This window comes from Corynebacterium sp. HMSC077D03 (assembly GCF_001808545.1).
In the GTDB taxonomy this organism is placed as follows: Bacteria; Actinomycetota; Actinomycetes; order Mycobacteriales; family Mycobacteriaceae; genus Corynebacterium; species Corynebacterium simulans.
In genome coordinates this window covers 60,375-82,313 of the sequence record NZ_KV793698.1, presented here as the reverse complement: position 1 = coordinate 82,313, position 21,939 = coordinate 60,375, and the positions used below count along the sequence as shown (strand labels likewise).

The following is a 21,939-nucleotide window of genomic DNA, read 5'->3' as shown; positions in this document are numbered from 1 at the left end:
TTAAGAGTTTTCCACTCGTTCTGTCAGCAATATAAAAAATCACGTCGTCAGTTTCGATAGTCTTATGTTCAAACTGACAGAAAGGACCCGAGTTGGGTACTCAAGAGACAATAAGCTTGAAGTCCGTCAACGGAAACCTTCTCGTTACCGGTTTCAAGGACGAGTACATCTTCGAGCAAATCCGCAAGACCGGGCGCTTTTATGAGCTTGATCTTTTGCAGCGGACTGCAGAGAACTCCTCCCACTTGGATGGAATTGTTGTCGATGCCGGCGCAAACCTCGGCAATCATTCTCTGTACTTCTCGTCTGTTCCCGGCCGCGATGTCGTGTCGTTCGAACCGGAGACCGCAAATTTCGCGCTCCTGAAGCGTAATATTGCGGAAAACAACCTAGAGTCCAAGGTCGAAGTTCACAACTGCGCGCTGTGGGACTCCGAGGGATTTGTTAACCTCAACCAGGCAGTCGAGGGTAATAACGGCACATTCAAGGCTTCCGAGTCGGACTCAGGTATTCCGCGCACCACGATTGACAATGTCGTCCGCGGTCGCCAGGTCGCGGTTATCAAGATTGACGTAGAGGGCGCCGAGGCAAAGGTCCTCGGGGGCGCGGCGGAGACCATTAAGCACAGCCATCCGCTGATCGTCGTTGAATCTCACACGACGGAAATCAAGTCGGAAATCTCAGCCTTCCTGGAGCCGTTGGGATACACCTGCGTTGCTATTGCAGGCGCTTCCGACAATTACTTTTGGCTCCACCGCGATATCAACTTGGACTTCACCGACCAGGCGGCGACCCGGGTCAATGCTGAAGGGCATCGTCGCGCTGAGCGGTTCTTCAAAGAATTCCGTGGTCAACAGAAGAAGACCATTGACTCCATTCAAAGCGTAGGCCGTAACGTCGAAGGCATTTCTAAGAAGCTCACCGAGTTGGAAAAGACCTTGGCTACTGCGCAGGAGATTACTCAGCGGGCGAATGCCGCAGGCGAAACCTCAGGTACTGCGCAGGCCCAGCTTATCGATGCCCCGGCAAATCTCCACGAGAGCATCGCTGAGCTCAAGTCTCTCGTTGCTCAGCCACAGCAGGCCGATCTTTCCGCAATTGAAGGTGTCCGCGAACGGCTTGAAACGCTGGGCAAGTCCCTACGAGACTCCCATGCCTTCGAGTCCGTGAAGTCGCAGCAGAAGTACGACGAATTGCTCGCTATTCAAGAGAAGCTTATGGCTTCGGTTTCTCGTCTCCAGCAGGACATTGTCAAGCTCGAGCAGACGTCTATCCCGGCCGTCGTGTCGAAGATAGCACCGACTGTCGAGCAGCACGTTTCATCTTCCATGAACGAGCACCGTTTGCGTCTCGACGGTGTTTCTGCTGAGACAACGACGGCACTAGATACTTTCCGCAATTCGATTGCGCGAGAACTCAACGTGTCCTCTGGCTCGCTGGACCTGCTTTCCGAGCGAGTCGTTGGCTTGTCCTCGCGCGTCGATGAGGTTGTTAGGTACTTCCAGGCCCGCGATTTTGATGATTTCGCCCGCAAGATCGAAGAGGGAACGGCAGAAAAGCTTCAGAAGCTGGAGAATATGCTGGCTGAGCTGCAAAAGAGTGTCGAGACTCAGTCCCAGAATAGTGTTGTCGAGTCTGTTGAGAAGCTGCTTGAGGACCATGCGGCAGAGATCAGCTCGCTGATTGAAAAGCAGCCGCCGGCATCCTTCGCGGAGTCCATTGAGGAGGAGTTCTCGCAGCACAAGTGGCTCAACGACGATGACGCTGAGCTGGGCACGAAGTTCGCCAAGCTGCTCATCGCGTACGAGGCGATGGCAAAGCGATTGGAGGCGCTTGCGCCGCACCGTTGGAACGCCAAGATGCTCTTGGACGGCCTTCACAAACAGCTCGACATCGTTGAAGCGGATCTGCCCGCACCAGAGGTCACGGTTCAGGAACCGGCTCAGGTGGTTGTCGAAGGTGGTTTCCGGGAGGCCGCTGCGCCGGGTTTCTTGGACCGACCCAAGTACGACCCGATCCGCATTGGTATCGCGAGTATGGCAGGCCGAGAGGAGGGGCTCCGACAGGTCGTCGAGATTCTGTCCCCGCAGGCTGACGAGATTTTCGTCTACCTCAATGACATGGACTCGGTGCCGGACATTCTTCCGAAGCGTCCTAACGTTCGCTACTTCCTTGGGCCGGACACCGGCGACCGCGGCAAGTTCAAGTTCATGGAAGGTTTCGAAGGCTACTACCTGACATGTGATGACGACATTGCCTACGCGCCGTTCCACGTGCAGTCCATTATCGACGGAATCGAGCGCTATGAACGCAAGGCTGTGGTTGGCTGGCACGGTTCCATCTTCAAGCCGGACTTCCAGGAGTTCTACAACGCGAAGTACCGCCAGGTGCTCTCGTTCCGATTCCTGCGCGGCAAGGATACTCCCGTACACCTGCTGGGCACTGGCGTGTGTGGCTTCCACACGTCGACGCTGAACGTCGATTACGACGAGTTCATCTACCCGAACATGGCGGACGCGTTCTTGGCGATCGCCGCGAAGCGTCAGTCTGTTCCGATGGTTGTCCTGGCTCACGGTAAGGACTGGGCTACCCCGATCGACGTCGGCCCGTCTATCTCCAGCGTTTCTTTGAAGCGCGACAAGGACACCACCAAAACGCTGGATGTCGCGACTACCGTGACCAACTTGGTTAAGGCTGAGATGCCTTGGGAGATTCTTGAGCCGACCCCGGTTTACGAGCGTAAGCCGATGCAGCTGGTATTCATCGGTCGTACTGATAAGGAACGTTGGAAGAAGGGCGGCATCCTCAAGTCTGCTCACCTTACTCGCGACATGCTCGAGCGTTTCAATGTTACGACCATCCTCGAGGACATTGAGACTGGCGATCCGAAGGATCTCCACGGAGCGGATCCCGAAATTGTCATGATCTACGTCGGCGATCCTGAGCGTCCAGATTTCAAGGACGTTGAGGTGCTCATCGCGCATCACGCCAAGAAGGGCCGCCACGTCGTCGTTAACCTCTCATATAACGCTATCCCGAGCCGTTCTGAGTTCATCGTCCAGAAGATGAAGGAGTTGCGTTCCCGATTGGGCAATCGCATTTGGCTCATGGTCTTCACGGAAGCGATGCTGTCTTCCGCTGACCTCGCGGAAATTCGCGATTGGCTTGTGGTCATTCCGAAGACCATTTCCTTGCCGGACGAGCCGGTGGCCAGCTTCGGTCGTTCTGAAGGCATCTTCATCGGCGACATCGCAAAGCTCAGCAATGACGGACTCCTGGGATTCCCCGGCAAGGAGTGGGTTGCCGCTATTCGTCGCGCGCTGCCAAACGTTCCGATCTATGCCGTTCAGCAGTACAAGCCGAAGGACAAGATTGACTTCGGAATCGACGAGATTTGGCCGTTCATGCGTGGCGACGAGTTCGCCCGAAATGTCGGCAAGGTTCGCGTCATGATCTCCACGGTCAAGTACGCCACCTTTGAGATGGTTCCGCTTGAGGTTGCCTCGCTAGGCGTCCCCGTCATTTACCCGGAGATGCCTCAGTCGCTGGGCGAATATCTTGGCCTCAGCGGTTTCTCTGTGCGCTCTCCTGAGCAGCTCGAGCGCATTCTCCCGGTCCTTTACCATGACCCCATTGTGTGGAGGAGCCAGAGCCAAGCTGGTATCGAGCGTGCATGGAGCTCCGAGCTCAACCGCCTCGCTGGCCAGACTTACCTGCGTCTCATCGACCTCGTCGGAAGGAAGAACTAATGCAGTCTCTGAAGAAGTCCAAGGTAACGCAGGCCTTATTTGCGTTGGTATTCCTCGGCGCCGTCCTCTCTGGTGCCGCGTGGTACGCCGGCGTGGAATGGCTGGGCCTATTTTTCGCTGTCCTTACCATCGGTGACGCTGCTGCAATCGTTTACTGGCGTTTGCGAGTTGCACTGATGCAGCAATCTAGGCGACTGGTCGATTTGAGGGAAAGCCACAGCCAACTCCATGGCCGTGTTAACAAGCAACTTAATTCTGTGAGCTCCTCAATTCGAGGGCAGCTCAAGACCGTGGATAAGCAGCTCGGTTTACTAGCTGACACGAAGGGGACTGGAGCGAGCGGTTCAGTAGATCTTTCTGAATTGCGGGACGATGTTGTCGCGATTCAAGAGCAACTGCGTGGTCAACAAGCGCTACTTCAGGAAATTATCGTTTCCTTGGATCTGAAGAAGGGCTAGAGCTCCCAAGAAGGGGGCACCAGGACATTTTTGTGCCCCCTTTGCATTCACCTAGATGAAGGCGATTTTCGGATTCGAGTAGGCTGCCCTGCAATCATCAATGATGCTAGCGGCTTCCTTCTCGTTGTCTTGCGCCCTCAGATAGGCCCATCTTGCGTAGAGATTCGAGATTTCTGCTGGGTCTCCATCAGCAATGATTTCTCCCAGGTGGAGCCAAATGGCGCGGTTGCAATGTTCCTGAATCATTCCTGGCGAGTGGGACACGAGGAAAACCGTGCCGGCGCCATCCAGGACTTCTTTCATTCGGTCTGATGCTCGCTTGACGAACGTTGCGTCTCCAGCTCCAAGGGCCTCATCAGAAATGAGGATTTCCGGTACTACGGCAGTTGCAATTGCGAATTTCAAACGGGAATTCATTCCGGCCGAGTAGGTATTCATGGGGCGGTAAATTGCGTCTCCCAAGAGCGTGAATTCTACGATCTGAGGGAATATCTCATCGATCTCCTCTTTTGAAAGACCCATAGACAAAAGGCCCAACTCAATATTTCTCGCACCCGACAAGTGAGCCTGCAGAGCAGCTGAAATTCCCAGGAGAACTGGACGTGACCGGACGAGAATATTTCCGTTGGTTGGGGATTCACCACCGGAGATGATTCTCAACAAAGTAGATTTTCCAGAACCATTTTGACCGAGAAATCCGATGCTGTCTCCTGCATATGCTGCGAAAGTGACGCCCTTTAACGCATTGACTTCAACTTTGCGGTTGAACATCCCGCTAAGGCCGTTTGGGGAATCTGAACTCTTTCCGCTGGACTTATACACCTTGGTAACATTGTCGACGACGACGTTTGCCTTGGCACCGTCAATATTGCCCATCAAGTTAGAAAATTGAGACATAGCGTTCTTCGGCCTCCCAGAAATAGACCAAGCCAACCACAAATGTTCCGATACTCCACGCCAGAAGCATTCCCCAGACAGCAGCCGAAGGGACCGTGTCATAAATGGTTACGTCTCGAATGGCCTTGACAAATTGGTATGCAGGATTGATGGTAATTGCCTTGTACACAAATGGGTGATGGATAAACCGTTCGGCGGAAAAGAAAATTCCTGATCCGTAGAGCCAGAACCTTGATAAGAAGTTCAGCGCTACACGGAAGTCCGGAATAAAAGCGCAAATTCTCGCGGAAATCAACATTAACCCAACTCCAAAGACATGGAGCATCAGAACCAGGAGCGGAAGAAAAACAATTGTCCAACTAATTGGCTTCTGCCATTGGGTGCAAAGTGCAAAAATTACGCCGACGATAGCCGATGGCAAGAAGTCATAGAGTCTGAATTGAGACTGCGAAAAGACAATCGAAGCCTTCGGAAAATGGAATGAGGACATCATTGCGCGGTTTGCACGAACTAGTCCAGGTCCTCCCAATAGGCACCTATTTAGGTGAGAAAAATAGGTAATTCCGAGAACCAGATAGCCGATGTAGTTGTCGATGCCCCTTGACGCGGAGAAAAGGAAACCGAACAGCAAACCGTACATCGCTGCGTTCATCAAAGGCTCTAGGATGACCCAAGTGGCACCCAGAATATAGTCACGGCTTCCTTGGAAAGCCCTTGCTTTAGCATCTGCCAAGATGTAGGCGCGACGTCCGTAGAGCTGGCGCAAATATTCGAAAAAATTTGGTCTCGCGTCTAGAGTCGAGAGCCCAGTGCGATCAATGACGAGGATTGGGCGCGTGACACCCTGAGCCGAGCTGGATCCGACGTCTTGATCATTGATTTCGCTATCCACCTGATCGCTCACGTGCAGCTCCTGTCTCTACTGTCATTTCGCGGCTGGGTACCGTAGGTAACAAGCTTAACAATTCCTCGGGGCAACTTGCACAAAGCATGGCGATTGCATCGCGAGGCCAAATTCGCGGGACCCGGCCTTTCTGCTGGTCTTGGGCATCAGTTGCGATAAAGCTTTGTGCAAGATAAGGATTTCTCCAACACTTACTTCTAGCAATAGGTCGGGGGCCGTCAATAGTCTTATTAAGAATCTCCAGAAATGAATCTTCTGCCAGCATTGCATTCGAAGCGGTATTATGGAAAACCTGTTGTCGATTTTTGGCGATTTTGTTTTCAGGAATTGCGGAGGACAGCTGTCTTAGGTGGCAATGGAGCTGCAAAGTGAGGCAGTTGGTTCGCAATCTTAGAGAGGAAAGACTGTGCTTAAGCTCATCATTTGGGATCTTGACGATACCCTCTGGAACGGGACCCTTGCCGAAGGGGACGAAGTTACGTTGATTCAGTCTCGAGTCGATGTGATTAAGCAACTGAACGCTCAGGGAGTCGTGAACTCAATTTGTTCTAAGAACGACTTCGAAAAAGCAAAGGCAAAGCTTGAAGAGTTCGGAATCTGGAACGAGTTTGTTTTCCCGGAGATTGCCTTTGAACCAAAGGGAGCAATCGTCAATCGAATCGTGACGGACATGCAGCTCCGCTTCCCAGACGTGGTATTCGCCGATGACAACGTGATGAACCTCGAAGAAGTGAAGCACTTCTGTGAGGGAATCCAAGTGCAGGATTCTACGCGTCCGGAATTTGACGAATTCCTAAAGAATGCGGTTGAAGAAACTAAGGGCGGTAAGTCCCGCGTCGAGCGCTACCGAATTCTGGAGCAGAAACGTGCTGATCGTCAGGATATCGGTGGTTCAAACGAGGAATTCTTGAAGCAATCCAATATCCGAGTCGCCTTTGTTCGGTTGGCGGATAATCTCGACCATGCTCATCGAATTGAAGAACTCATCAACCGCACCAATCAGTTGAACTTCCTGAAGTCGCGCGTGCCAGAAGGCTCGATGCAAGAACATGTCATTGCTTCGACAGAGAACAACACGGTTTCTGTATTCGTATGGGATAACTACGGATATTACGGCCTTGTGGGGTTCGGCTCGTTTTCCCGAAACCGCCAGTTGAATCACTTCACTTTTTCCTGCCGCACGATGAACATGGGCATCGAGAATGCTCTTGCGGACCAGCTTAAGCAGCTGTCGGGTAAGGCACCGCTCGAATTGCCAGTTGAGCCGGTGACGCCTGAGTGGATCACGGTGGTTCCGGTCGATAGCGAAGAAGCACAGGACGCAATCCGACGATCGTCCGATGAAGCGCCGGAGGACGCCGCAATTCGCGTGATGGCTAATTGCCAATCGGCTGCGATTTCGCATTATATGAATCTCGATGAAGCGGTCGATTACGATAACTGGCCTCGCACTTTCATGTTGAGCAAACTTGCCAACTTTGATGAGATGGTCGGAAAGTGGCGTCCGGTAATGGTCTACGGTGCGTTTGTTGACTACATCTCTCAGTACTGGCGTCACGATATTCTTCCCGATCCAGAGACCTTTGAGGCGGCCGCTCGAAAGTTTGTTGAAGAGGCCGAACGCCAAGGATCCAAGGTAATTTTGTTGCTGCCGACTGAGAATTTCACGAACATTGACGAAGCCGTCGGTCGTGCTCCTGACCAGTTCAAGTGGAAGAACGATATCTGGCGAAAGCTAGCAGGTGAGTCGACGAATTTGCGTGTCATTGAACTCTGTGAAGTTCCCGGTGCTGAGAAAACCTCGGATCCGCGTCACTTCGGGCGTGAACAACTTATTGATATCGCAGCGAAGGTGAATCGCACGTTGGAAGAGCTGTAGCGTGGGAAGCTGCTCGTTTCTACGATTGCGTAGAGACGAGCAGCTTTTTCTTTGGGCGTGAAATCTGATTCGATCGGATTTCAAGAGGAACTCCGAGTGAATTTCACTGTGCTTCAGCTTATTGTGCGGCTAACATATTGATATGCCTCAAATCGAAATCGGTAAGCTTCTTCCGGTCCTAAATGAATTTAGAATTTTCTTGATGGGCCCTGGGGTTAATTCTATTGCGGAAAATGGTCGCAATGCCCCTGCCAGGGTCGCATATTCGGATGATTTGATTCTGGAACCATATTCGGCATTTTTTGCTGGGGGCCGGAATTACTTGCACACGATGGGCGCTTTTTCCTACACGTTTGGAACTGGAATGCCCAACTTGATTGAAATCGGTCGCTATTGTTCGATTGCTGAGGGGCTGAAAGTGATGGGGAATAGCCACCCTCACCATTGGGCGTCGACTTCTACTGCTTTCTATACGCACGGAACGGTGATGCGGCAGTACATGACGGACACCGGGGAGCATATCGTTCGTCATGGATACGTTCCGCCGGCACCCAAAACAATTGTTGGCAATGATGTCTGGATTGGCGCAAACGTGACGCTTGCACGTGGCATTACGATCGGGGATGGCTCTGTTATTGCATCGAATGCAGTGGTAACAAAGGATATTCCGCCCTATTCGGTTGTCGGTGGGGTCCCTGCAAAGGTAATCAAGTCGCGCTTCGATGCTGATATCGTTGATTCTCTCGTTGTCTCACAGTGGTGGCAATATGATCCCGCGACGATATCGAAGCTTCCTGTCGAGAAACCCGAAGAGTTTGTGAGAGAGATCCAAAATGGAGCACTTTCCTCTATTCCGAAATGGAACCCGCCCATTCTAACTGCACAAATTCTTAATGAAAATCTGGGCGGTTTCAAGTGGTGGATGCATCACTTGAATAGTTCTTGTATCTTCTCTTCTGGTTTATACCAGTTGAGGACTTTTCTGGGGCGCCCGTTGAGAAGGTCTTGAATGTGTTGGACATCCTTGTCAGTCAGGGTACTAAAGTCGCTTCCTTTAGGTAGGCAGTTGTGATGTCTAGTGGCTTTTGGACGTTTACCGCCGGAGTTCAGAGAAACCTCTGTGTAACAGGACAAATTGATGTTACGGTCAGCATATGGTAGCCTGCAACCTATCAACCCCAGCCGTTGACCCTCCAGCGATAAGGAGAGTGCCGATGACTGGGGTTATCTTATAATTATAAATAGTCAAACGACTGCGTGGTGAATGTGGCTATGGATAAGAAAGATCGTAGGGCTTCTCGGCCGCCGTTGAGGGAAATTACCACTGCTATCCTAGTGGACGGGGGATTTTATCGTAAGCGTGCAGCAACGTTGTTCGGTCATAAAAACGCGGAGGATCGCGCCAATGAGCTTGTAAAATACTGCCATAGACATATACGAGCCTCTCGCTCTGGCCTCTATAGGATTTACTACTATGATTGTCCGCCGTCTCAACGAGTAGTGTTTCACCCACTTACGCAACAGCAAGTTAATCTCGGGAAAAGTAGCTTATTTGAGTGGACCAACGACTTCTTCGCAGCCCTCATTAAGAAGCGAAAAGTCGCTATGCGGCGAGGTGAGCCACTCGAGACTCAAGGTGGATATACCCTAAGGGAGGATGCTGTCAAGAAACTATGTCGGGGTTCAATAGGCGTAGACGATCTGACTGAAAAGGATTTCGTTCTCGGCATTTCTCAAAAAGGAGTTGATATGCGGCTTGGGCTGGACATTGCATCTCTTGCCGAGCAGGGAAAAGTCAATCAGATCGTCATGATTTCGGGAGACAGTGACTTCGTCCCAGCGGCAAAACATGCCCGTCGGTCGGGAATAGATTTTATTCTAGATCCGATGTGGTCGCCGATTACTGATAGTCTCAGTGAACATATCGATGGAATTAGAGAATGCGTTCGGAATCCTCCAATGAACAAAACAGATCCCCTGCACGTCAATAATCTTGGCATGGATAATGCTGAGGCGGAAGATGAAGAGGAACTGTAGCGAGTTGCGCCGTTCCTATCATGTGACTCCAAAAAGGGAACGATGGAAAGGCCTTTTGCTTTCTGTTGGCATTTCTTCAAGCGGCCATCGGAGCCCGCTTGAAATCTTAAAGATTGAAGTTGCGAAAACTCCTAGTACTTAACCCACTAGGGGCCCTACATGTTATGGTGACCCGCTGAACCCGTCGTTTTCTACCTCACTCCGCTACGCACCCCCGAAACCGGAAGAGCCGTTAAAACCTAGGCGCGCCTTCAAGTCGATCTGCAAACGCCGTAATAGTGATAGGGGAAGTAATGGCGAATCAAATGACATCCGCATAGATGCGAGGTGTATGTCTGTGGAGGTTTGGGGGCTCATCACTTATAAAGGCAGGCGCCGCATCGTTACTTCAGGCTGATCCCCTCTGGTCCCCTTCTATTTCAACGTTGACCATGAAGTACCGTGAGTGAGACTTTTTCAGAGTCACTGGGAAGGCGCGGAAATGTGAGCAATTTCAGTATCTGGATCGTTAATTTCAGCTTCGCGGCGGAGGCGATTTTTAATCGCTTGAGTCGGTTCTTCAAAGTGTTCTATGAGGGACTCCCCGGTCTTACGATTATGAGTGATTAAAAACTCAGTCATTGTGTGGCTCGATTCAACTGACGGTCCGTCAAGGACATCTGCTGATCACCGCAGTGCTGTACAGTGGTGTTATTACTTTAAAAGTTGTTTGTCTAACGGGCATGCTCCACACATGGGGACCAGTTATGTGCAGCCCCTATCGGTTAAACATGGGGACAGCTCTAACCGTTGCTGCGAGTGAATCCCTGCTTTGCAATGGTGGAGCTTCTCTTTCTGAAGGCTGCGGCGAGAGCAGGGACGTTGGCATCGAGAAAGTCGTGCACGGTGGCGGAGATGCTCTCCTTGTCATCGGCATCGCGAGTGACTCGGCCAACCTGCTGAATGACCACGCCCCGGAAACTAACTGGGGCGGCCAGCACAAGAGTATCCAGTGCAGGAAGATCTATGCCTTCGCCAGCCACTTGGGACATGGCTAAAAGGACGAAATGCGGTGTTGCGGCCAGCTGCTCACGGACTGCTTGCCTTTCGCTTGCCTTTTGTCCGCCGTGGAGTTGGAGGACAGGGAAGGGGGCGTCGGTAAGCAAGGCGTTGAGGGCAGTGAGGTGTTCGCGTCGTTTCACCAGGACGAGGACCGTGTGCTTATCCTGCGCTGCTTGTGTGATGACATCGGCGATGAGACGGTTGCGGTCCTCATCCGCCGCCAGAGCGGTGTCGAGGTCGGGCCAGAACAGGTAAGGGGAGTCGTACGTGAACTCTGTGTTGTGGACTACGTAGTCGCGGCGTCCGGGGCGTTCGAGCTCGACGGTATGGCGGATAGGGCCGCAAATGAGGGGAAGCAGCTTATCAAGACCGTCGGAGCGGTAAGGCGTCGCGGTCATTCCGAGCATAAAGCGAACGTTGAGGTGTGCGAGGACGTTGGTTAAACCCGCAGCGCCGACTCGGTGGCATTCGTCAACGATGATGTGGCCGTAGCCGGAGAGAAAGTCAGTCTTGGAATCATTGCGGCTGATGGACTGAGCTGTGACAATGTCTATCTCCCCGCTGAGCTTCTTCTTGGTGCCCGAGTATTGCCCAACCTGAACTTCCGGGAGGAACCGTTTGAGGGCTTGGCGCCATTGGGGAGCTAGCTCCCTCGATGGAACTATCACTGCGGTGGGGACCGAACGCTGGGCGATGATTGCACACGCCATGACGGTCTTTCCGGTGCCAGGAGGGGCAATGAGCATTCCAGACTTGTGCTTGAGTATCTGTTTGACGGCCGAATGCTGGTAGGAACGTAGTTCGCCGGCAAATGACGCATCGATGCGCCGGGGCTTAGGCGTATGGCCACGACGTGTGACGGTATATCCGGCAGTCTTCAAGATGTCGAGGACGTCATCGAGCGTGCCGCGGTCGAGTGTGAGGACTTGGTCCTTCTCATCAAAGCGCACGATGATCCGTGGAGTTCCGAAAGTGGAGAAACGCTGGGCCTGTTTTATATAAAACTGCGGGTTGGCAATAGCGCCTAGGTGCCGCAGGGCTGTACGAGTGGTGGCATCGACGCCTGATAAATCGACGTGGACATGTGAATCGTGCGTGACGTGGACTTTTCCCGAGGCCTTGAGCTTCTTTAGCTCTGCGCGGGTGGGTGCCTGGGGAAGGGATGTCTCGGGATCGGGCTGAAGCGCAGCGTATATTCTCTTGAGCTCGGAAAGCGTTGACTTCTTCGTTCTTGCCAAAGCTTCGAATTGGTCTGGCAATGGATGAAAATCACTGTCGACGAAGACTGTTGTGCCTTCGGAGCGATGGTGGCCTGCTAATGGGAGGGCAATCAGATTTCCGAAGCCACGGCCTTTCGCCGGCAGTGTGTCTTGGGAAGGAAAGAACCGGTCGAAACTGGAGAAGTAGGAATCCGGGCTAGCCTTGGCAAGAAGCCCGATGCCTACGGAACGAGCCAGGCCGGCGGGAATAGGTTCGTCGAAGAATACCCAGACATGAGCTCCGTTCCCAGAGCGCGATACTTCTATGAGTGGATCGAGGCCGTGGTTCTTGCATTCTTCGGCGTAGGCACGGGCGGCTTGCTTGAAGTCGTCATCGTCGAAATCGCAGACCAACAGCCGGCAACTGTCATCTGTACACAGCGGATAAAGCCCAACGTGGAAGCGGTTGTCTCGGCGTAAATGTCCTTCGATCACCTTTGACGTCAGAGGCTTCAGGTCGGGATTTCTTCGGTCATAGTAGCCATTGCTAGCCGGGTACCAAGCCTTCTTTCCCGCAGCATTTTCAGCCACTGCGTAGACGTCTGTCCTCCCCGTGAAGTAATCCATGAAGAGCGCAATCTTTTCTTCCGGTGAGCGTTTATCAGAGTGAACGTTCGCCGGCGGCGGTGTGCCTGCAGCACTAGGCTGCGAAGGAGCATGACCGAGGGCCTGCAGTAGTTGGGCTATCTGAGACTCCAATTCGCTAACGCGAGTTTCAAGTGCTTGGAGGCGTTTCTGTTCAGTCATGGTGCGTGTTCCTTGTGCGTCGGAACTAGTTTATCGGACGGTGTGCGGCTAAGAGCCTTGTCGGCTTGGTGTTGTATTGCTTAGAATAAGCGCACGACGAGCCGGCTACCGAAACGTTGTCGCCTGGAACCGCGAAGGCTCCAGAGCTCTTTCTAGGGGTCTTTGACCTAGGGAGTTCTCTTCGTGTTTAAGCACAGATGCTGAGAGCGCATCTACCCGTTGGCGGGAGGCGTCCCCAAGCGCCCGCTCTCTTTATGAGTTGCCCGTGACGAGCTCCTTGAGTGCGTCGAGAGCCTCCCGCGAGGCGGTACCGTAGCGCTCGCGCAGGAAGTGATGGGTGGCGTCGGGGTTGTCCAGTGACAAGTCTGTGCCGCTGAGGTTGTGCAGTTCCGATTCGCCGGCATCGGTTTTCTCCACGGACCAGAAGCTCTCGGGGCGCAGGCCCAGCTCGCCGGCACGTTCGAGGGCGCTAAAGGCGTGGGAGGCAAAGATGAGCTGCGCGCCGTTGACGTTGATGCTGGGCTCGCGGAAGGCGTGGATGATGAAGTCGAGAAGCGCTGGGCGCAGGGCGGAATCCAGCTCGTCGGCAACCAGGATCCCGCCGCGGCGCAGGGTGTCCAGCACTAGGGGAGCAGTGGCCATCCAGTTCTGCGTGCCACCAGATTCATCGGTCAGCTTCAGAGAGTAGTAGGAGTCACCAACTTTGTGCTCCACGATGATGGCGTGCAACAGGGATTCAATCTCTGTATCGGAGTAGGCGCTGAACTCGTCGGGTCGGCGGATGTTGCCGCTACTGCGGCTGAGCGCATCGATAACTGGGCGCATCTGGCGGAAGATGTGCTCCGGAATGCGGTCCTGGTTGAGGCGCACGGAGTGGATTCCGGCATCGGCTGCGCGAAGTAGGGCGGCAGCCTCATGCAGGTGCAGCTTGCCGGTGCGGATGAGTGCGGTGATGCGGGAAGCGGTGCTCATTGAGGCATGCCCGTGCGGCAGGTAGGCCACGTCGTGCACCAAGGCGCGGGCTAGTGGGGCGAGCACAGGGTGCTCATCGCGCAGGCCAACGGAGAGGATCAGCTCGGTGTCTCCGACGGGGCCGAGCTTGGCTACATCCCCCTTGCCCATAAAGGACTTAGTCCACTGCACTTCCTCACCGCGGGTGCGCACGAAGCAGGGGCTCCAGCGGGTTGAGGGCACGCGGCTGAGCCACTCGGCATGCACGCCGGTAAAGCTCCACTGGAAGCCATAGAGATAGCGCACACCATCAAGCGCAAACTTCAGCTCAAAAGTACTGGGCAGGCGCTGCGTCTTGGGATTGAGGCGGTACGGGGCGTGGGGGAGTTGGTTGGGTGGTGCGTCGGCAAGCCAGGCGGTGGCAGAGGATTCGATGGCAAGAAGTGCGAAGGCTAGGGCGTTGAGGACGCTGCTCTTTCCAGAGGCGGTGGGGCCGATGAGAACGGTGATGGGGTCGCTGACCTGCTCCCAACCTTCCTCCGGCGCGGTGGAGTGCTGCCAATGGTGGTACAGGGAGAGTGTTTGCGTGGCGCGGATGCTGCGGAAGTTGGACACGCTAAAGGAAAGGAGCCTCATGGTCGCAAGGCTACAAGCTCACCATGTAAATCGGTCCTAGGTTCGGGCGCTGAGATTCGTTTTCCTCCCATGCCTTAACCCAGTGGATGCTGATAGCGTTTTAGTACACACGGCAAAAGTAACCACAGGAGGTCACGTCCTATGGGCGGGGATAGTACTGAGCTGCTCGTATGTCTCGGGTTGGTGATTGTCATGGTTCTCTACTGGACCTATTACATCCGGAGTGTGCGAAAACTCCCAGATCAGAAAGATGGTATGACACAGCCGATTCGGAAGGTGCCAAAAGTGATGGCGTGCTCTTTATTTATCCTTATGGCACGCTAATTATGGGCGCTGCCGGTGCCACGGGGTTGGTTGCAAATATGAACCTTCCCGAGCCTGTTGAAGCGGTGCTGTTTCTTCCATTTATTGCTGCTTTTGTCATTGGGGCGATTGGTTTTACAGGCGCTTGGGATTCCGCTTCCGTGGTCTTTTGTGCCGCGTTGGGTCGTGGACATCCGCAAAGCGAAACGCGCTCGGAGGCGCGAGCGCAGGCAAGCTAAGAAAATGAAAAAGCAAGAAAAGAAAGAACAGGCTTGGGCTCCGCTAACCCAGTGTCCGAAGGCTGTGCGCAGTGGTCCGCTGTGGAGTCTGGGGTTGGGGACGTTTCAGTTTTGTGGGTGAAAGTAGCGGTGATGCGCGCTAGGCTTTCTGGCATGAAGTATCGGAACGTTAACATCAGCTCCGTCGCGGCGCTTGTCATGAGCCTTTTAGGCGCGGCGTTCTTTGCTTTGGGGCGGGTCATTTTTGACGTTGGCGGATGGGCCGCATTCTTCTCCATTCCGGCTGGGGATTCATAGCCATTGCGCTTCTTGGACTGTGGTTTATCCCTGTACGCAGCGTGAAGGAGGACGCGGATGCTGGGACGTATAAGGCCTTCGGGTGGCGTGAATCTTGGGCCTTCATCGCGGTGACGGCGTTTCTCTTCCTGACCGGCTTCTTTATGGTCGATTCCGGTGATACGGATGAAAGCGTGAAATCCGCCTTCACTCAGATTGTGGGGCGGTGGGCTTTAGATCTTTCCGCGGTCTTGTTTTGGCTCTGCTGTCTTGGGATGATTGCGTCCTACATCGTGGGTGTAGTTGTGGCGGTGAAAAGGCGGAAGACCGTTGCTGAGGACTCGACGCAGAGATCGGGCCCGGAAAACCTCGGTGAGGATGGCGGCCAGGACGGGCCCTAAATTGCCATTTTCCGGGCCTGCCGATTAATGTTGCTGGGAGCGGATTCGCTGTTTGTATCGTGCGCTAGTTGAATACTGGTGCCCTTAGCAGGCAGGGATACGCGGGGCTATAGCTCAGTCGGTTAGAGCCGCGGACTCATAATCCGCTGGTCCCGGGTTCGAGCCCCGGTGGCCCCACTCTTTGGGATTCTCATCACAAAGTGCCTGCGTACAGGGTGAGCCTTTGTACTCTGAGGAAGTCTTAATTCTTCTCTTTCGGAGGTTCTCCCGATGTCTCGCTCTCTTGGTTTGATGGTAACTACTCTGGGCGCTGCCGCACTACTTGTAGGCTGCGGTGGGGGAGGCTCCGATTCTCAACCTACGTCGGAGCCAGCCACGACGACATCGCAGACCACCACTTCCTCTTCTAGCTCGGCTACTTCCACTACTTCTTCTTCTACGCCAGCTTCTGAAGGAACCCCCTCACCGACGGAACCGGCAGCACAGCTAGAGGTAAGTCCGGCTCAGGTAACGGAAGAAACCGTCCAGCAACAAGAAGCATTTTTGGCTCCACCAGCGGGCGTCGATGCAAATGTCGATCCTGATGCAGGCGCCTACGTTGAACAGCCGGCTCCGGAAGCACCAGCTGTTGAGGAACAGCAGGCTCCAGCGCCGGCGCCAGCGGCTGCTTACTATCCGAACTGTGCAGCGGTTCGTGCTGCTGGTGCAGCCCCGATCTATGCGGGAGATCCTGGCTACAGCTCCGATCTCGATCACGACGGTGACGGCGTAGCTTGTGAAAAATAGCTAAACGGTAACTGTGAAGGAGAGGGCATTTGCGCGGCGTCGCCAAGCATGTGCCCTTTCTTGTTGTGTCTGCCTAGTTGATAAACAGTGGCAGCAGGAACGCCATGCCTGTGTTCCTGACAAGGTGGATGTTCCAGACAAGGTGGAGCGTGGTGGCGGAGATGAGGTTGCTGGCGCGGCGGGCTTCGAGTGTGGCGATGCCGCCGATGAGTACGGATATCACGAGCAGTAGGGGAATGCCCATGGCGACGGTCACGGCGATGTAGAGGCCGACCTGCGCAATCAGTGATGCAATGGGCTGGTGCGTGAGTGGCATCGACGTGCGGTATGAAGGCCTTTAACAGTGGGGAAATCAAAGAGGGGCTCGACGCGGGAGGTCATTATTTAGTGTAATCGCGTACTGTCGAAAGTATTGACAACATCGCACTCGTCGACGTGTGCCGGGGGCCAGGAGAAAACATGAATAACGATACCGCTGTGCAGGCACGGCTGGCGCTTGTCACGGGGGGAAGGTGAGATTTGAAGGGCATATCTGCGTAGGGGAGTTCGGGAGGAACTAGTGGATGATTTCGAGTTTCCGGAGATGCTTCACGTGTATCTGCCGGCAGTCAATGCGGACGAGGGGCTGACGCGTTGGGAGTTCTTGCCGGGGGCGTTGGATGAGTTTCAGAAGCTTGAGGGAATCGATGAAGATGCTTTTCTCGAGATGCAACAACTTTTGCTGCGTTGGGGTGAGCGTGGCGCCCGAGAAGATGACGTTGCATTGGTGGAGCCATCGGGCAGGAGGGTTCTCAATGAAATTCTGAACCCGCCATGGTTAGGCGAGTTGAAAGGGTGGGGAACTGGTGGCAATGGCGAGGACCGTCATTTTCGACTGTACTTCCTCGATATCTCTTTGAGGCCGGGTGAACCGGCCCACCAGATGCTTGTGAGCTTGTGTAAAGAAAAGCGGATCTTTGATGACACGCGTCAGGGGGCTCGTAAGACTAACGAGGCGCAGGATCGAGACATTTTGCTGGCTATGCGTCTAGGTAAGAAATGGTGCCAGAAAAATCGGGTCGCTTTTCGGCCATGGCCGCCGAAATAGGGATGTGCATTAAAATGCACATAGCTTATGATGGGATGGAACATAGGGAAGCAGGGGTGAATTGGTAATGGCGAAGTTAACGATCAAGCCGAAGGATGCGTTGCCTGGGGACCTCATCGGGTCGCAAATGGACCTCATTGAGCAACTCGTGGAGTTTCGAAAACTGCGAGGTATGACGCAAAGCGAGGTGGCATCGCGCATGGGTGTCGATCGCTCTGTTGTCACCAAGTTTGAATCATTGGTGGGACTTGGGAAGAAGAACCACACAATGAAGATGATTCGTGCGTACGCAAACTCTGTTGAAGCGTATGTGGCGCACGTTGTGGTAGATGGTCGTATCCAGCATGGACGTGCTCCCTATGCCGAGCTTAAAGAAAATATTGCTCGGCGGATTACCGCTTTGGCAAACGCGAATGAGGCTCACGAACAATTCCCTGATGCTGGCCGTGGTCAGCTGGGAACGGACTTTGTATTCGCTGCCCCGGTAGAGTCCGCTGAAACAGGAGTACTGCAGCAGATGGACTACACAATGGAGGGGACTCTTGTCTAAAGAACAACGGGCTGGCTATGCGACGTGGCAGTTGCTTCGCGCTGAGGGGCAGCGCATCGGGGAACAACAGTCGAAGGATGTAGTGCAAAAGAAAGGCCAAGTATCTTTCCAGGTTTCGCGAGGTCAGACTAGTGAGACTCTGGTGCTTGAAGTTCGCATTGATGTTGACGTGCCGGAGCGCGCGAAGTTGGCGCTGGCCCTGCGTGGTAACTGGCCAAAGCCAGAACATAAAGAGTTAACGCCGGAAGAATTGGCTCAGCTTCTCTTGGGCTACAAGCTTGATGAGCTCGTTGCCGTGGTCAATTACGAATTGCAAAACCTAGCGCCTAAGTTTGGCGTGTCAGCACCCTCGATTCCGCAAGAGCAATTGGAAGCCCTACGCCAAGACGCTGCGGACAAAGAAGCGGAGTAGTCCGTGCCGTTCCTTGGGATAAGGAGGATGACCTTTCCAAGCACGCAAACATGCCGCGGCTCTCGGTGCGAACCTCGCATTGAACGCCGGCTGGAGCGGCGTCTTCTTCCGCTCGAAGCATAAGAGACTGGCCGCCGTTTGGGCCGACGCCTTGGCCGCAAGCTCCGCGGACCTCGTGCGCCGCGCATGGAAGTCCGCACCTGAGCGCGGTGCGTTGCTAGCACCCTATGCGGCATGGACGGGCTTTGCCACCGTGCTCAGTGCGGAGATAGTGCGATTGAATCGCAGACACTAGCACTGCGCTAGAGGATTGTGACTCGGCCATGCCAGAACGGCCCGCTATTTACGGTAAATGAGGCGCCGGAGTTGCGATCGCCGTCTTTTTCGCAGGTAAGGGTGTCGCCAGCGGAACCGATGCGGCAATCGACGTTGTAGGTCTGGCCAGTGGTTGGGCTGGTGACTGTCACGGTCGTTTTCGGGACAGCAGTGACATGGGGGTTGCTTTGACTGTAGGTGTAGGTCGCTGCGGTTGCTGCCTTGTAGAGCTCCGCTACATAGGCGCAGGAGCTCATGCTGCCGGGGCGAACGGTGATGTCTGCGGGGAAGTCGTAGCAGTCGGTTGAAGCGATGGCATCGCCGTTGGGATAGGTGTTGCTGCCAGACTGGGTATCTGGATTTGCGGCGGCCCCGCTAGCGGCTTGGGCGTTGGCGCCCTCGCCGCTATTGCCCAGAGTTGGCTGTGGACCTTGATGTTCCTTTGCAGTGTCTTCGCTGGAGGTTGAACGGGCATCGGATTGCGTAGCGCCGGCAGCTTGAGAGAAAGAGGTTTCGGGCAATGCTTCGGAGGAATGCTCGCTGTTGTCGCTGCCATTGCTACAACCGGTCAAAAGAAGTGTTGCGGCAAGGGGCAGGGAAAGTAGGAGAGAAGAGAGTTTGTGCATAGGTGTATTCTAAGGCGATTGCCTAGCGCACTGCGGGAAACGGGGAATCTTCCCCTATGTGCGTTCCTTGCCTAAATTCGGCTTCGCGGAGCGTGTCAAGTTTTGTGTGGGGTTTGGTTTTCTTAGAGGTATTTATTGAAGCGGTCGGGGTATGCCACAGCCATTTGGTTGCTGGCTTGCTTCCAGCCGGAAGCCTTTCCGCCCTCGACAAGTCGGCTCGCTGACGCTGCGGCCCGTTTTCCTTTCTTGGCGCGTTGATCAGCGCGTTTGTCTTCAATAGTGCAGATCATCAACTACAGTGTCTATAGCGCGGATTCGTCGTTGGTAGGTTGCACTCGGTTGCGGGTGGCTTTACGCAGCTCATTGTTAAACGACTCGATAGAGTTCGTCGTGTAGATGACTTTCTTCAACGCCGCTGACACTTTCTTCCGGTCCCCGTAGGCTACCCACCGGTTGGCGGCACGAATCAGGCGCACGACACAGGTTTGCACCATGAAACCAGGCGACCGAGTCAGGTAAGCCTTTCAGCCCATCACAGCAGACAATTAAGACGTTCTTAACCCCACGGTTCGACAAGTTAGAGCTCACTTGTGCCCAAAACGACGCTCCTTCTTCTTTAGCTATCCATAGTCCCTAGATGTGCTTGATTGCTTCGATATCAACGCCGATGGCCATGTAGGCAGACTTGTTGATCACCCAGTGAAGTGCCCCGAGTTTTGTTCCTAGGTATTTGCCTTGATTTCTATTATTTCCTGTGGCGGGATCTGCTTCCAAAAGGTCAAGCCCGCGTCCGTGGTTCGGGCGCTTGCCCGCATCAATATTTTTGTTTTCGTCCCACGCCGCACCCCCGCTGGCGCTGGTAGCGTTTATACATACCGCAACCGACAGCCACGGGAGGCCTATTCTATGAACGGCGATGTTACTGAGTTGCTTGTATGCGCCGGGGTAGTGCTTGTCATGGTGCTCTACTGGACCTACTACATTAGGTGCGTGCGGAGGCAACCTAGATCGGAAAAATGGTACGACGATGTCGACCTTGTAGGCGCAGAAAGTGATGGCGTCCTTTTTATTTATCCTTACTGCTCGCTCATCATGGGCGCTGCCGGCGCCATGGGGTTGGTCGCAAGTGCCAACCCTCCCGAGTTTGTCTACACGGTGCTGAAGGTTCCGCTCGCGGCAGCTTTCGTTATCGGAGTCATTGGATTTACGGGCGCGGTCGGGGTTCCGCTTCCGTGGCCTTTTGTTCCGCGTTGGGTCGTCGATATCCGCAAAGCAAAGCGTGCCCAAAGGCGTGAGCGCAGACAAGCCAGAAAAAGAGAAACGGAAGAATAGCTACTGCAGGAAGAGGCCATCTTGTCCAGCGTTCGCGGGGTGGCAGCGTCACGCTGCTGCGAGCGTTGCATGAATCACCGCATTCACATGAGCAAATGGAATCCGCTCCTGCTCAATGCGCAGCCGGCACGCAGTGAAGAGAAGGCGGTAGGCGCGCTGCTCTTCGGTGCTGAGGTGGGTAAGGGCGGCGGAGCCGTCGCCGGGGTCGGGGACAGCCAGGTGCTGGAATTCGGTGACGGTGGCTGTGTCCATGAGCAGTGACGTCGTGTGGGGGAAATGGGCGCGCACGGCGTTGAGGATGGCAAAGCCGGCGGCGTCGAGGTCGCCCCAGTAGGTGATGTGTCGTTCCGTCGGGGTACAACTCACGGCCGATAAAGCTCACGTGCCGGAGGGTATCTAGCACCACGTTGCGCCAGCGGAGATCCTCTGGCTGGCTCGAGCCCAAACGGCTCAAGATCTTGTCCAACGCGTGGTAGCGCGCAAGGGCAGTCTCTGTATCATCGGAGCCGAATTCGCCCAAGCTGTGGGAGGTGGCGGCATCAAGATCCCGCTGGAAATCCTGGACCACCTGGCCGCGAGCATCCTTGACGTCGATGCGCACGGTGCGCTCACCGTTGAAGGGAGAGCGCTCCAGGGACTTGTTGATGAATTCCATGCGCCTCTCAATATCACTGCGAGCACGGCGCAGGTCAGTGGTGAGGTGGGAGAGGTTTCGCACGGTGGAGCCGTTGAGAAGCTCGAGGAAGCGGGCGCGGAAATCCGCCAGGCGGTCGGCGCGGTGACCGCGTGCGGCGTTATCGGCTCGATGTTGAGCAAGCCGGATAGCCGCCACTACTGCAGCCTCAAACTCCCGAACTGGCAGCCACCGGCTATCGCGTTCCCAATTGTCTGGACTGCACTTTATGCTGACATCGCGGTCATCAACTCGATCGTTCTTGCCGACCACATCGAAGAAGACACCGCCAAATCCAAAGCCGCAGCACGCAAGCATGCCGCGGTTCTCGGTGCGAACCTCGCATGGAATGCCGGCTGGAGCGGCGTCTTCTTCCGCTCG

21 protein-coding genes, 1 tRNA gene and 2 pseudogenes are annotated in these 21,939 nt (G+C 54.5%); 16 read left to right on the top strand and 8 right to left on the bottom strand.

The window, feature by feature from the left end:
• Positions 1 to 116 precede the first annotated feature (116 nt).
• On the top strand, positions 117 to 3,749 hold the full coding sequence (locus HMPREF2888_RS08520) for an FkbM family methyltransferase (RefSeq protein WP_061923901.1): 3,633 nt from the start codon (positions 117 to 119) through the stop codon (positions 3,747 to 3,749).
• On the top strand, positions 3,749 to 4,207 hold the full coding sequence (locus HMPREF2888_RS08515) for a hypothetical protein (RefSeq protein ID WP_061923897.1): 459 nt from the start codon (positions 3,749 to 3,751) through the stop codon (positions 4,205 to 4,207). The genes HMPREF2888_RS08520 and HMPREF2888_RS08515 overlap by 1 nt, the downstream gene beginning before the upstream one ends.
• A 51-nt stretch (positions 4,208 to 4,258) precedes the next feature.
• Here HMPREF2888_RS08515 and HMPREF2888_RS08510 read toward each other — a convergent pair whose 3' ends face one another.
• Both HMPREF2888_RS08510 and HMPREF2888_RS08505 read right to left on the bottom strand, forming a co-directional pair.
• Positions 4,259 to 5,104, bottom strand: coding sequence for an ABC transporter ATP-binding protein (locus HMPREF2888_RS08510; RefSeq protein ID WP_235591071.1), 846 nt, complete (start codon positions 5,102 to 5,104; stop codon positions 4,259 to 4,261).
• Entirely contained in the window at positions 5,088 to 6,008 is a 921-nt protein-coding gene (locus HMPREF2888_RS08505; RefSeq protein WP_061923890.1) for an ABC transporter permease, read from the bottom strand. The genes HMPREF2888_RS08510 and HMPREF2888_RS08505 overlap by 17 nt, the downstream gene beginning before the upstream one ends.
• A 406-nt stretch (positions 6,009 to 6,414) precedes the next feature.
• Between HMPREF2888_RS08505 and HMPREF2888_RS08500 the strand changes: the two genes are divergently transcribed.
• The 3 genes from HMPREF2888_RS08500 (at position 6,415) to HMPREF2888_RS08490 (ending at position 9,924) form a co-directional block, all read left to right on the top strand.
• Positions 6,415 to 7,887, top strand: a complete 1,473-nt coding sequence (locus HMPREF2888_RS08500; RefSeq protein WP_061923885.1) for an HAD-IIIC family phosphatase — start codon at positions 6,415 to 6,417, stop codon at positions 7,885 to 7,887.
• 142 nt (positions 7,888 to 8,029) lie between these two features.
• A complete protein-coding gene (locus HMPREF2888_RS13230) occupies positions 8,030 to 8,896 on the top strand; it encodes a CatB-related O-acetyltransferase (protein WP_082778629.1) in 867 nt (288 codons plus the stop codon).
• Positions 8,897 to 9,387: 491 nt separating this feature from the next.
• Positions 9,388 to 9,924 carry an NYN domain-containing protein gene (locus HMPREF2888_RS08490; RefSeq protein WP_371326267.1) on the top strand — a complete coding sequence of 179 codons (537 nt, stop codon included), beginning with the start codon at positions 9,388 to 9,390 and terminating at the stop codon, positions 9,922 to 9,924.
• A gap of 782 nt (positions 9,925 to 10,706) precedes the next feature.
• Here HMPREF2888_RS08490 and HMPREF2888_RS08485 read toward each other — a convergent pair.
• Positions 10,707 to 12,971 (bottom strand): DEAD/DEAH box helicase, encoded by a 2,265-nt coding sequence (locus tag HMPREF2888_RS08485; RefSeq protein WP_061923876.1) that lies wholly within the window; start codon positions 12,969 to 12,971, stop codon positions 10,707 to 10,709.
• A gap of 252 nt (positions 12,972 to 13,223) precedes the next feature.
• Positions 13,224 to 14,558: an AAA family ATPase gene (locus HMPREF2888_RS08480; protein ID WP_061923871.1), complete on the bottom strand. Its 1,335-nt coding sequence runs from the start codon at positions 14,556 to 14,558 to the stop codon at positions 13,224 to 13,226.
• A 170-nt stretch (positions 14,559 to 14,728) separates the two neighbouring features.
• On the opposite strand from HMPREF2888_RS08480, the gene HMPREF2888_RS08475 reads away from it, so the two are divergent.
• The 5 genes from HMPREF2888_RS08475 (at position 14,729) to HMPREF2888_RS12565 (ending at position 16,563) form a co-directional block, all read left to right on the top strand.
• Entirely contained in the window at positions 14,729 to 15,100 is a 372-nt protein-coding gene (locus HMPREF2888_RS08475; protein ID WP_235591070.1) for a hypothetical protein, read from the top strand.
• Positions 15,101 to 15,253: 153 nt separating this feature from the next.
• Entirely contained in the window at positions 15,254 to 15,397 is a 144-nt protein-coding gene (locus tag HMPREF2888_RS12885; RefSeq protein ID WP_160330561.1) for a hypothetical protein, read from the top strand.
• A 41-nt stretch (positions 15,398 to 15,438) separates the two neighbouring features.
• Complete coding sequence (locus HMPREF2888_RS08470) at positions 15,439 to 15,777, top strand: hypothetical protein (RefSeq protein ID WP_070432665.1); 339 nt, start codon at positions 15,439 to 15,441, stop codon at positions 15,775 to 15,777.
• A gap of 103 nt (positions 15,778 to 15,880) precedes the next feature.
• Positions 15,881 to 15,954 (top strand) — tRNA-Ile (locus tag HMPREF2888_RS08465).
• 93 nt (positions 15,955 to 16,047) lie between these two features.
• Positions 16,048 to 16,563 (top strand): excalibur calcium-binding domain-containing protein, encoded by a 516-nt coding sequence (locus HMPREF2888_RS12565; protein WP_082778628.1) that lies wholly within the window; start codon positions 16,048 to 16,050, stop codon positions 16,561 to 16,563.
• A gap of 73 nt (positions 16,564 to 16,636) precedes the next feature.
• On the opposite strand, the gene HMPREF2888_RS08455 is transcribed toward HMPREF2888_RS12565, so the two are convergent.
• Positions 16,637 to 16,879: a hypothetical protein gene (locus HMPREF2888_RS08455; RefSeq protein ID WP_061923861.1), complete on the bottom strand. Its 243-nt coding sequence runs from the start codon at positions 16,877 to 16,879 to the stop codon at positions 16,637 to 16,639.
• A 243-nt stretch (positions 16,880 to 17,122) separates the two neighbouring features.
• On the opposite strand from HMPREF2888_RS08455, the gene HMPREF2888_RS08450 reads away from it, so the two are divergent.
• The 4 genes and pseudogenes from HMPREF2888_RS08450 to HMPREF2888_RS12560 all read left to right on the top strand — a co-directional run.
• Positions 17,123 to 17,650 carry a hypothetical protein gene (locus HMPREF2888_RS08450; protein WP_061923858.1) on the top strand — a complete coding sequence of 176 codons (528 nt, stop codon included), beginning with the start codon at positions 17,123 to 17,125 and terminating at the stop codon, positions 17,648 to 17,650.
• Between the two features lie 67 nt (positions 17,651 to 17,717).
• Entirely contained in the window at positions 17,718 to 18,200 is a 483-nt protein-coding gene (locus HMPREF2888_RS08445; protein ID WP_061923855.1) for a helix-turn-helix domain-containing protein, read from the top strand.
• Positions 18,193 to 18,612, top strand: coding sequence for a hypothetical protein (locus HMPREF2888_RS08440; RefSeq protein WP_141744844.1), 420 nt, complete (start codon positions 18,193 to 18,195; stop codon positions 18,610 to 18,612). The genes HMPREF2888_RS08445 and HMPREF2888_RS08440 overlap by 8 nt, the downstream gene beginning before the upstream one ends.
• Before the next feature lie 61 nt (positions 18,613 to 18,673).
• A pseudogene (locus HMPREF2888_RS12560) lies at positions 18,674 to 18,907 on the top strand (tryptophan-rich sensory protein); the annotation flags it as partial.
• A 7-nt stretch (positions 18,908 to 18,914) separates the two neighbouring features.
• Here HMPREF2888_RS12560 and HMPREF2888_RS08435 read toward each other — a convergent pair.
• Together HMPREF2888_RS08435 and HMPREF2888_RS12775 are read right to left on the bottom strand one after the other, a co-directional pair.
• On the bottom strand, positions 18,915 to 19,553 hold the full coding sequence (locus HMPREF2888_RS08435; RefSeq protein WP_061923848.1) for a hypothetical protein: 639 nt from the start codon (positions 19,551 to 19,553) through the stop codon (positions 18,915 to 18,917).
• 122 nt (positions 19,554 to 19,675) lie between these two features.
• Positions 19,676 to 20,249: pseudogene (locus HMPREF2888_RS12775) on the bottom strand (transposase); the annotation flags it as partial.
• 39 nt (positions 20,250 to 20,288) lie between these two features.
• Here HMPREF2888_RS12775 and HMPREF2888_RS08420 point away from each other — a divergent pair.
• Positions 20,289 to 20,885 carry a hypothetical protein gene (locus tag HMPREF2888_RS08420; RefSeq protein ID WP_235591069.1) on the top strand — a complete coding sequence of 199 codons (597 nt, stop codon included), beginning with the start codon at positions 20,289 to 20,291 and terminating at the stop codon, positions 20,883 to 20,885.
• 48 nt (positions 20,886 to 20,933) lie between these two features.
• On the opposite strand, the gene HMPREF2888_RS08415 is transcribed toward HMPREF2888_RS08420, so the two are convergent.
• Positions 20,934 to 21,251 (bottom strand): Wadjet anti-phage system protein JetD domain-containing protein, encoded by a 318-nt coding sequence (locus tag HMPREF2888_RS08415; protein WP_061923842.1) that lies wholly within the window; start codon positions 21,249 to 21,251, stop codon positions 20,934 to 20,936.
• 103 nt (positions 21,252 to 21,354) lie between these two features.
• On the opposite strand from HMPREF2888_RS08415, the gene HMPREF2888_RS13125 reads away from it, so the two are divergent.
• Positions 21,355 to 21,939: TspO/MBR family protein (locus HMPREF2888_RS13125; protein ID WP_246815056.1), on the top strand; the 585-nt coding region annotated here is incomplete at its 3' end.

Excerpts from the sequence above, each read along its gene's own strand:
- HMPREF2888_RS08480 (WP_061923871.1), bottom strand. The coding sequence starts at position 14,558 with ATGAGGCTCCTTTCCTTTAGCGTGTCCAACTTCCGCAGCATCCGCGCC.
- HMPREF2888_RS08510 (WP_235591071.1), bottom strand. The coding sequence starts at position 5,104 with ATGTCTCAATTTTCTAACTTGATGGGCAATATTGACGGTGCCAAGGCA.
- HMPREF2888_RS12885 (WP_160330561.1), top strand. The coding sequence starts at position 15,254 with ATGAAGTATCGGAACGTTAACATCAGCTCCGTCGCGGCGCTTGTCATG.
- HMPREF2888_RS08455 (WP_061923861.1), bottom strand. The coding sequence starts at position 16,879 with ATGCCACTCACGCACCAGCCCATTGCATCACTGATTGCGCAGGTCGGC.
- HMPREF2888_RS08485 (WP_061923876.1), bottom strand. The coding sequence starts at position 12,971 with ATGACTGAACAGAAACGCCTCCAAGCACTTGAAACTCGCGTTAGCGAA.
- HMPREF2888_RS12565 (WP_082778628.1), top strand. The coding sequence starts at position 16,048 with ATGTCTCGCTCTCTTGGTTTGATGGTAACTACTCTGGGCGCTGCCGCA.
- HMPREF2888_RS08435 (WP_061923848.1), bottom strand. The coding sequence starts at position 19,553 with ATGCACAAACTCTCTTCTCTCCTACTTTCCCTGCCCCTTGCCGCAACA.
- HMPREF2888_RS08445 (WP_061923855.1), top strand. The coding sequence starts at position 17,718 with ATGGCGAAGTTAACGATCAAGCCGAAGGATGCGTTGCCTGGGGACCTC.
- HMPREF2888_RS08515 (WP_061923897.1), top strand. The coding sequence starts at position 3,749 with ATGCAGTCTCTGAAGAAGTCCAAGGTAACGCAGGCCTTATTTGCGTTG.
- HMPREF2888_RS13230 (WP_082778629.1), top strand. The coding sequence starts at position 8,030 with ATGCCTCAAATCGAAATCGGTAAGCTTCTTCCGGTCCTAAATGAATTT.
- HMPREF2888_RS08475 (WP_235591070.1), top strand. The coding sequence starts at position 14,729 with ATGTCTCGGGTTGGTGATTGTCATGGTTCTCTACTGGACCTATTACAT.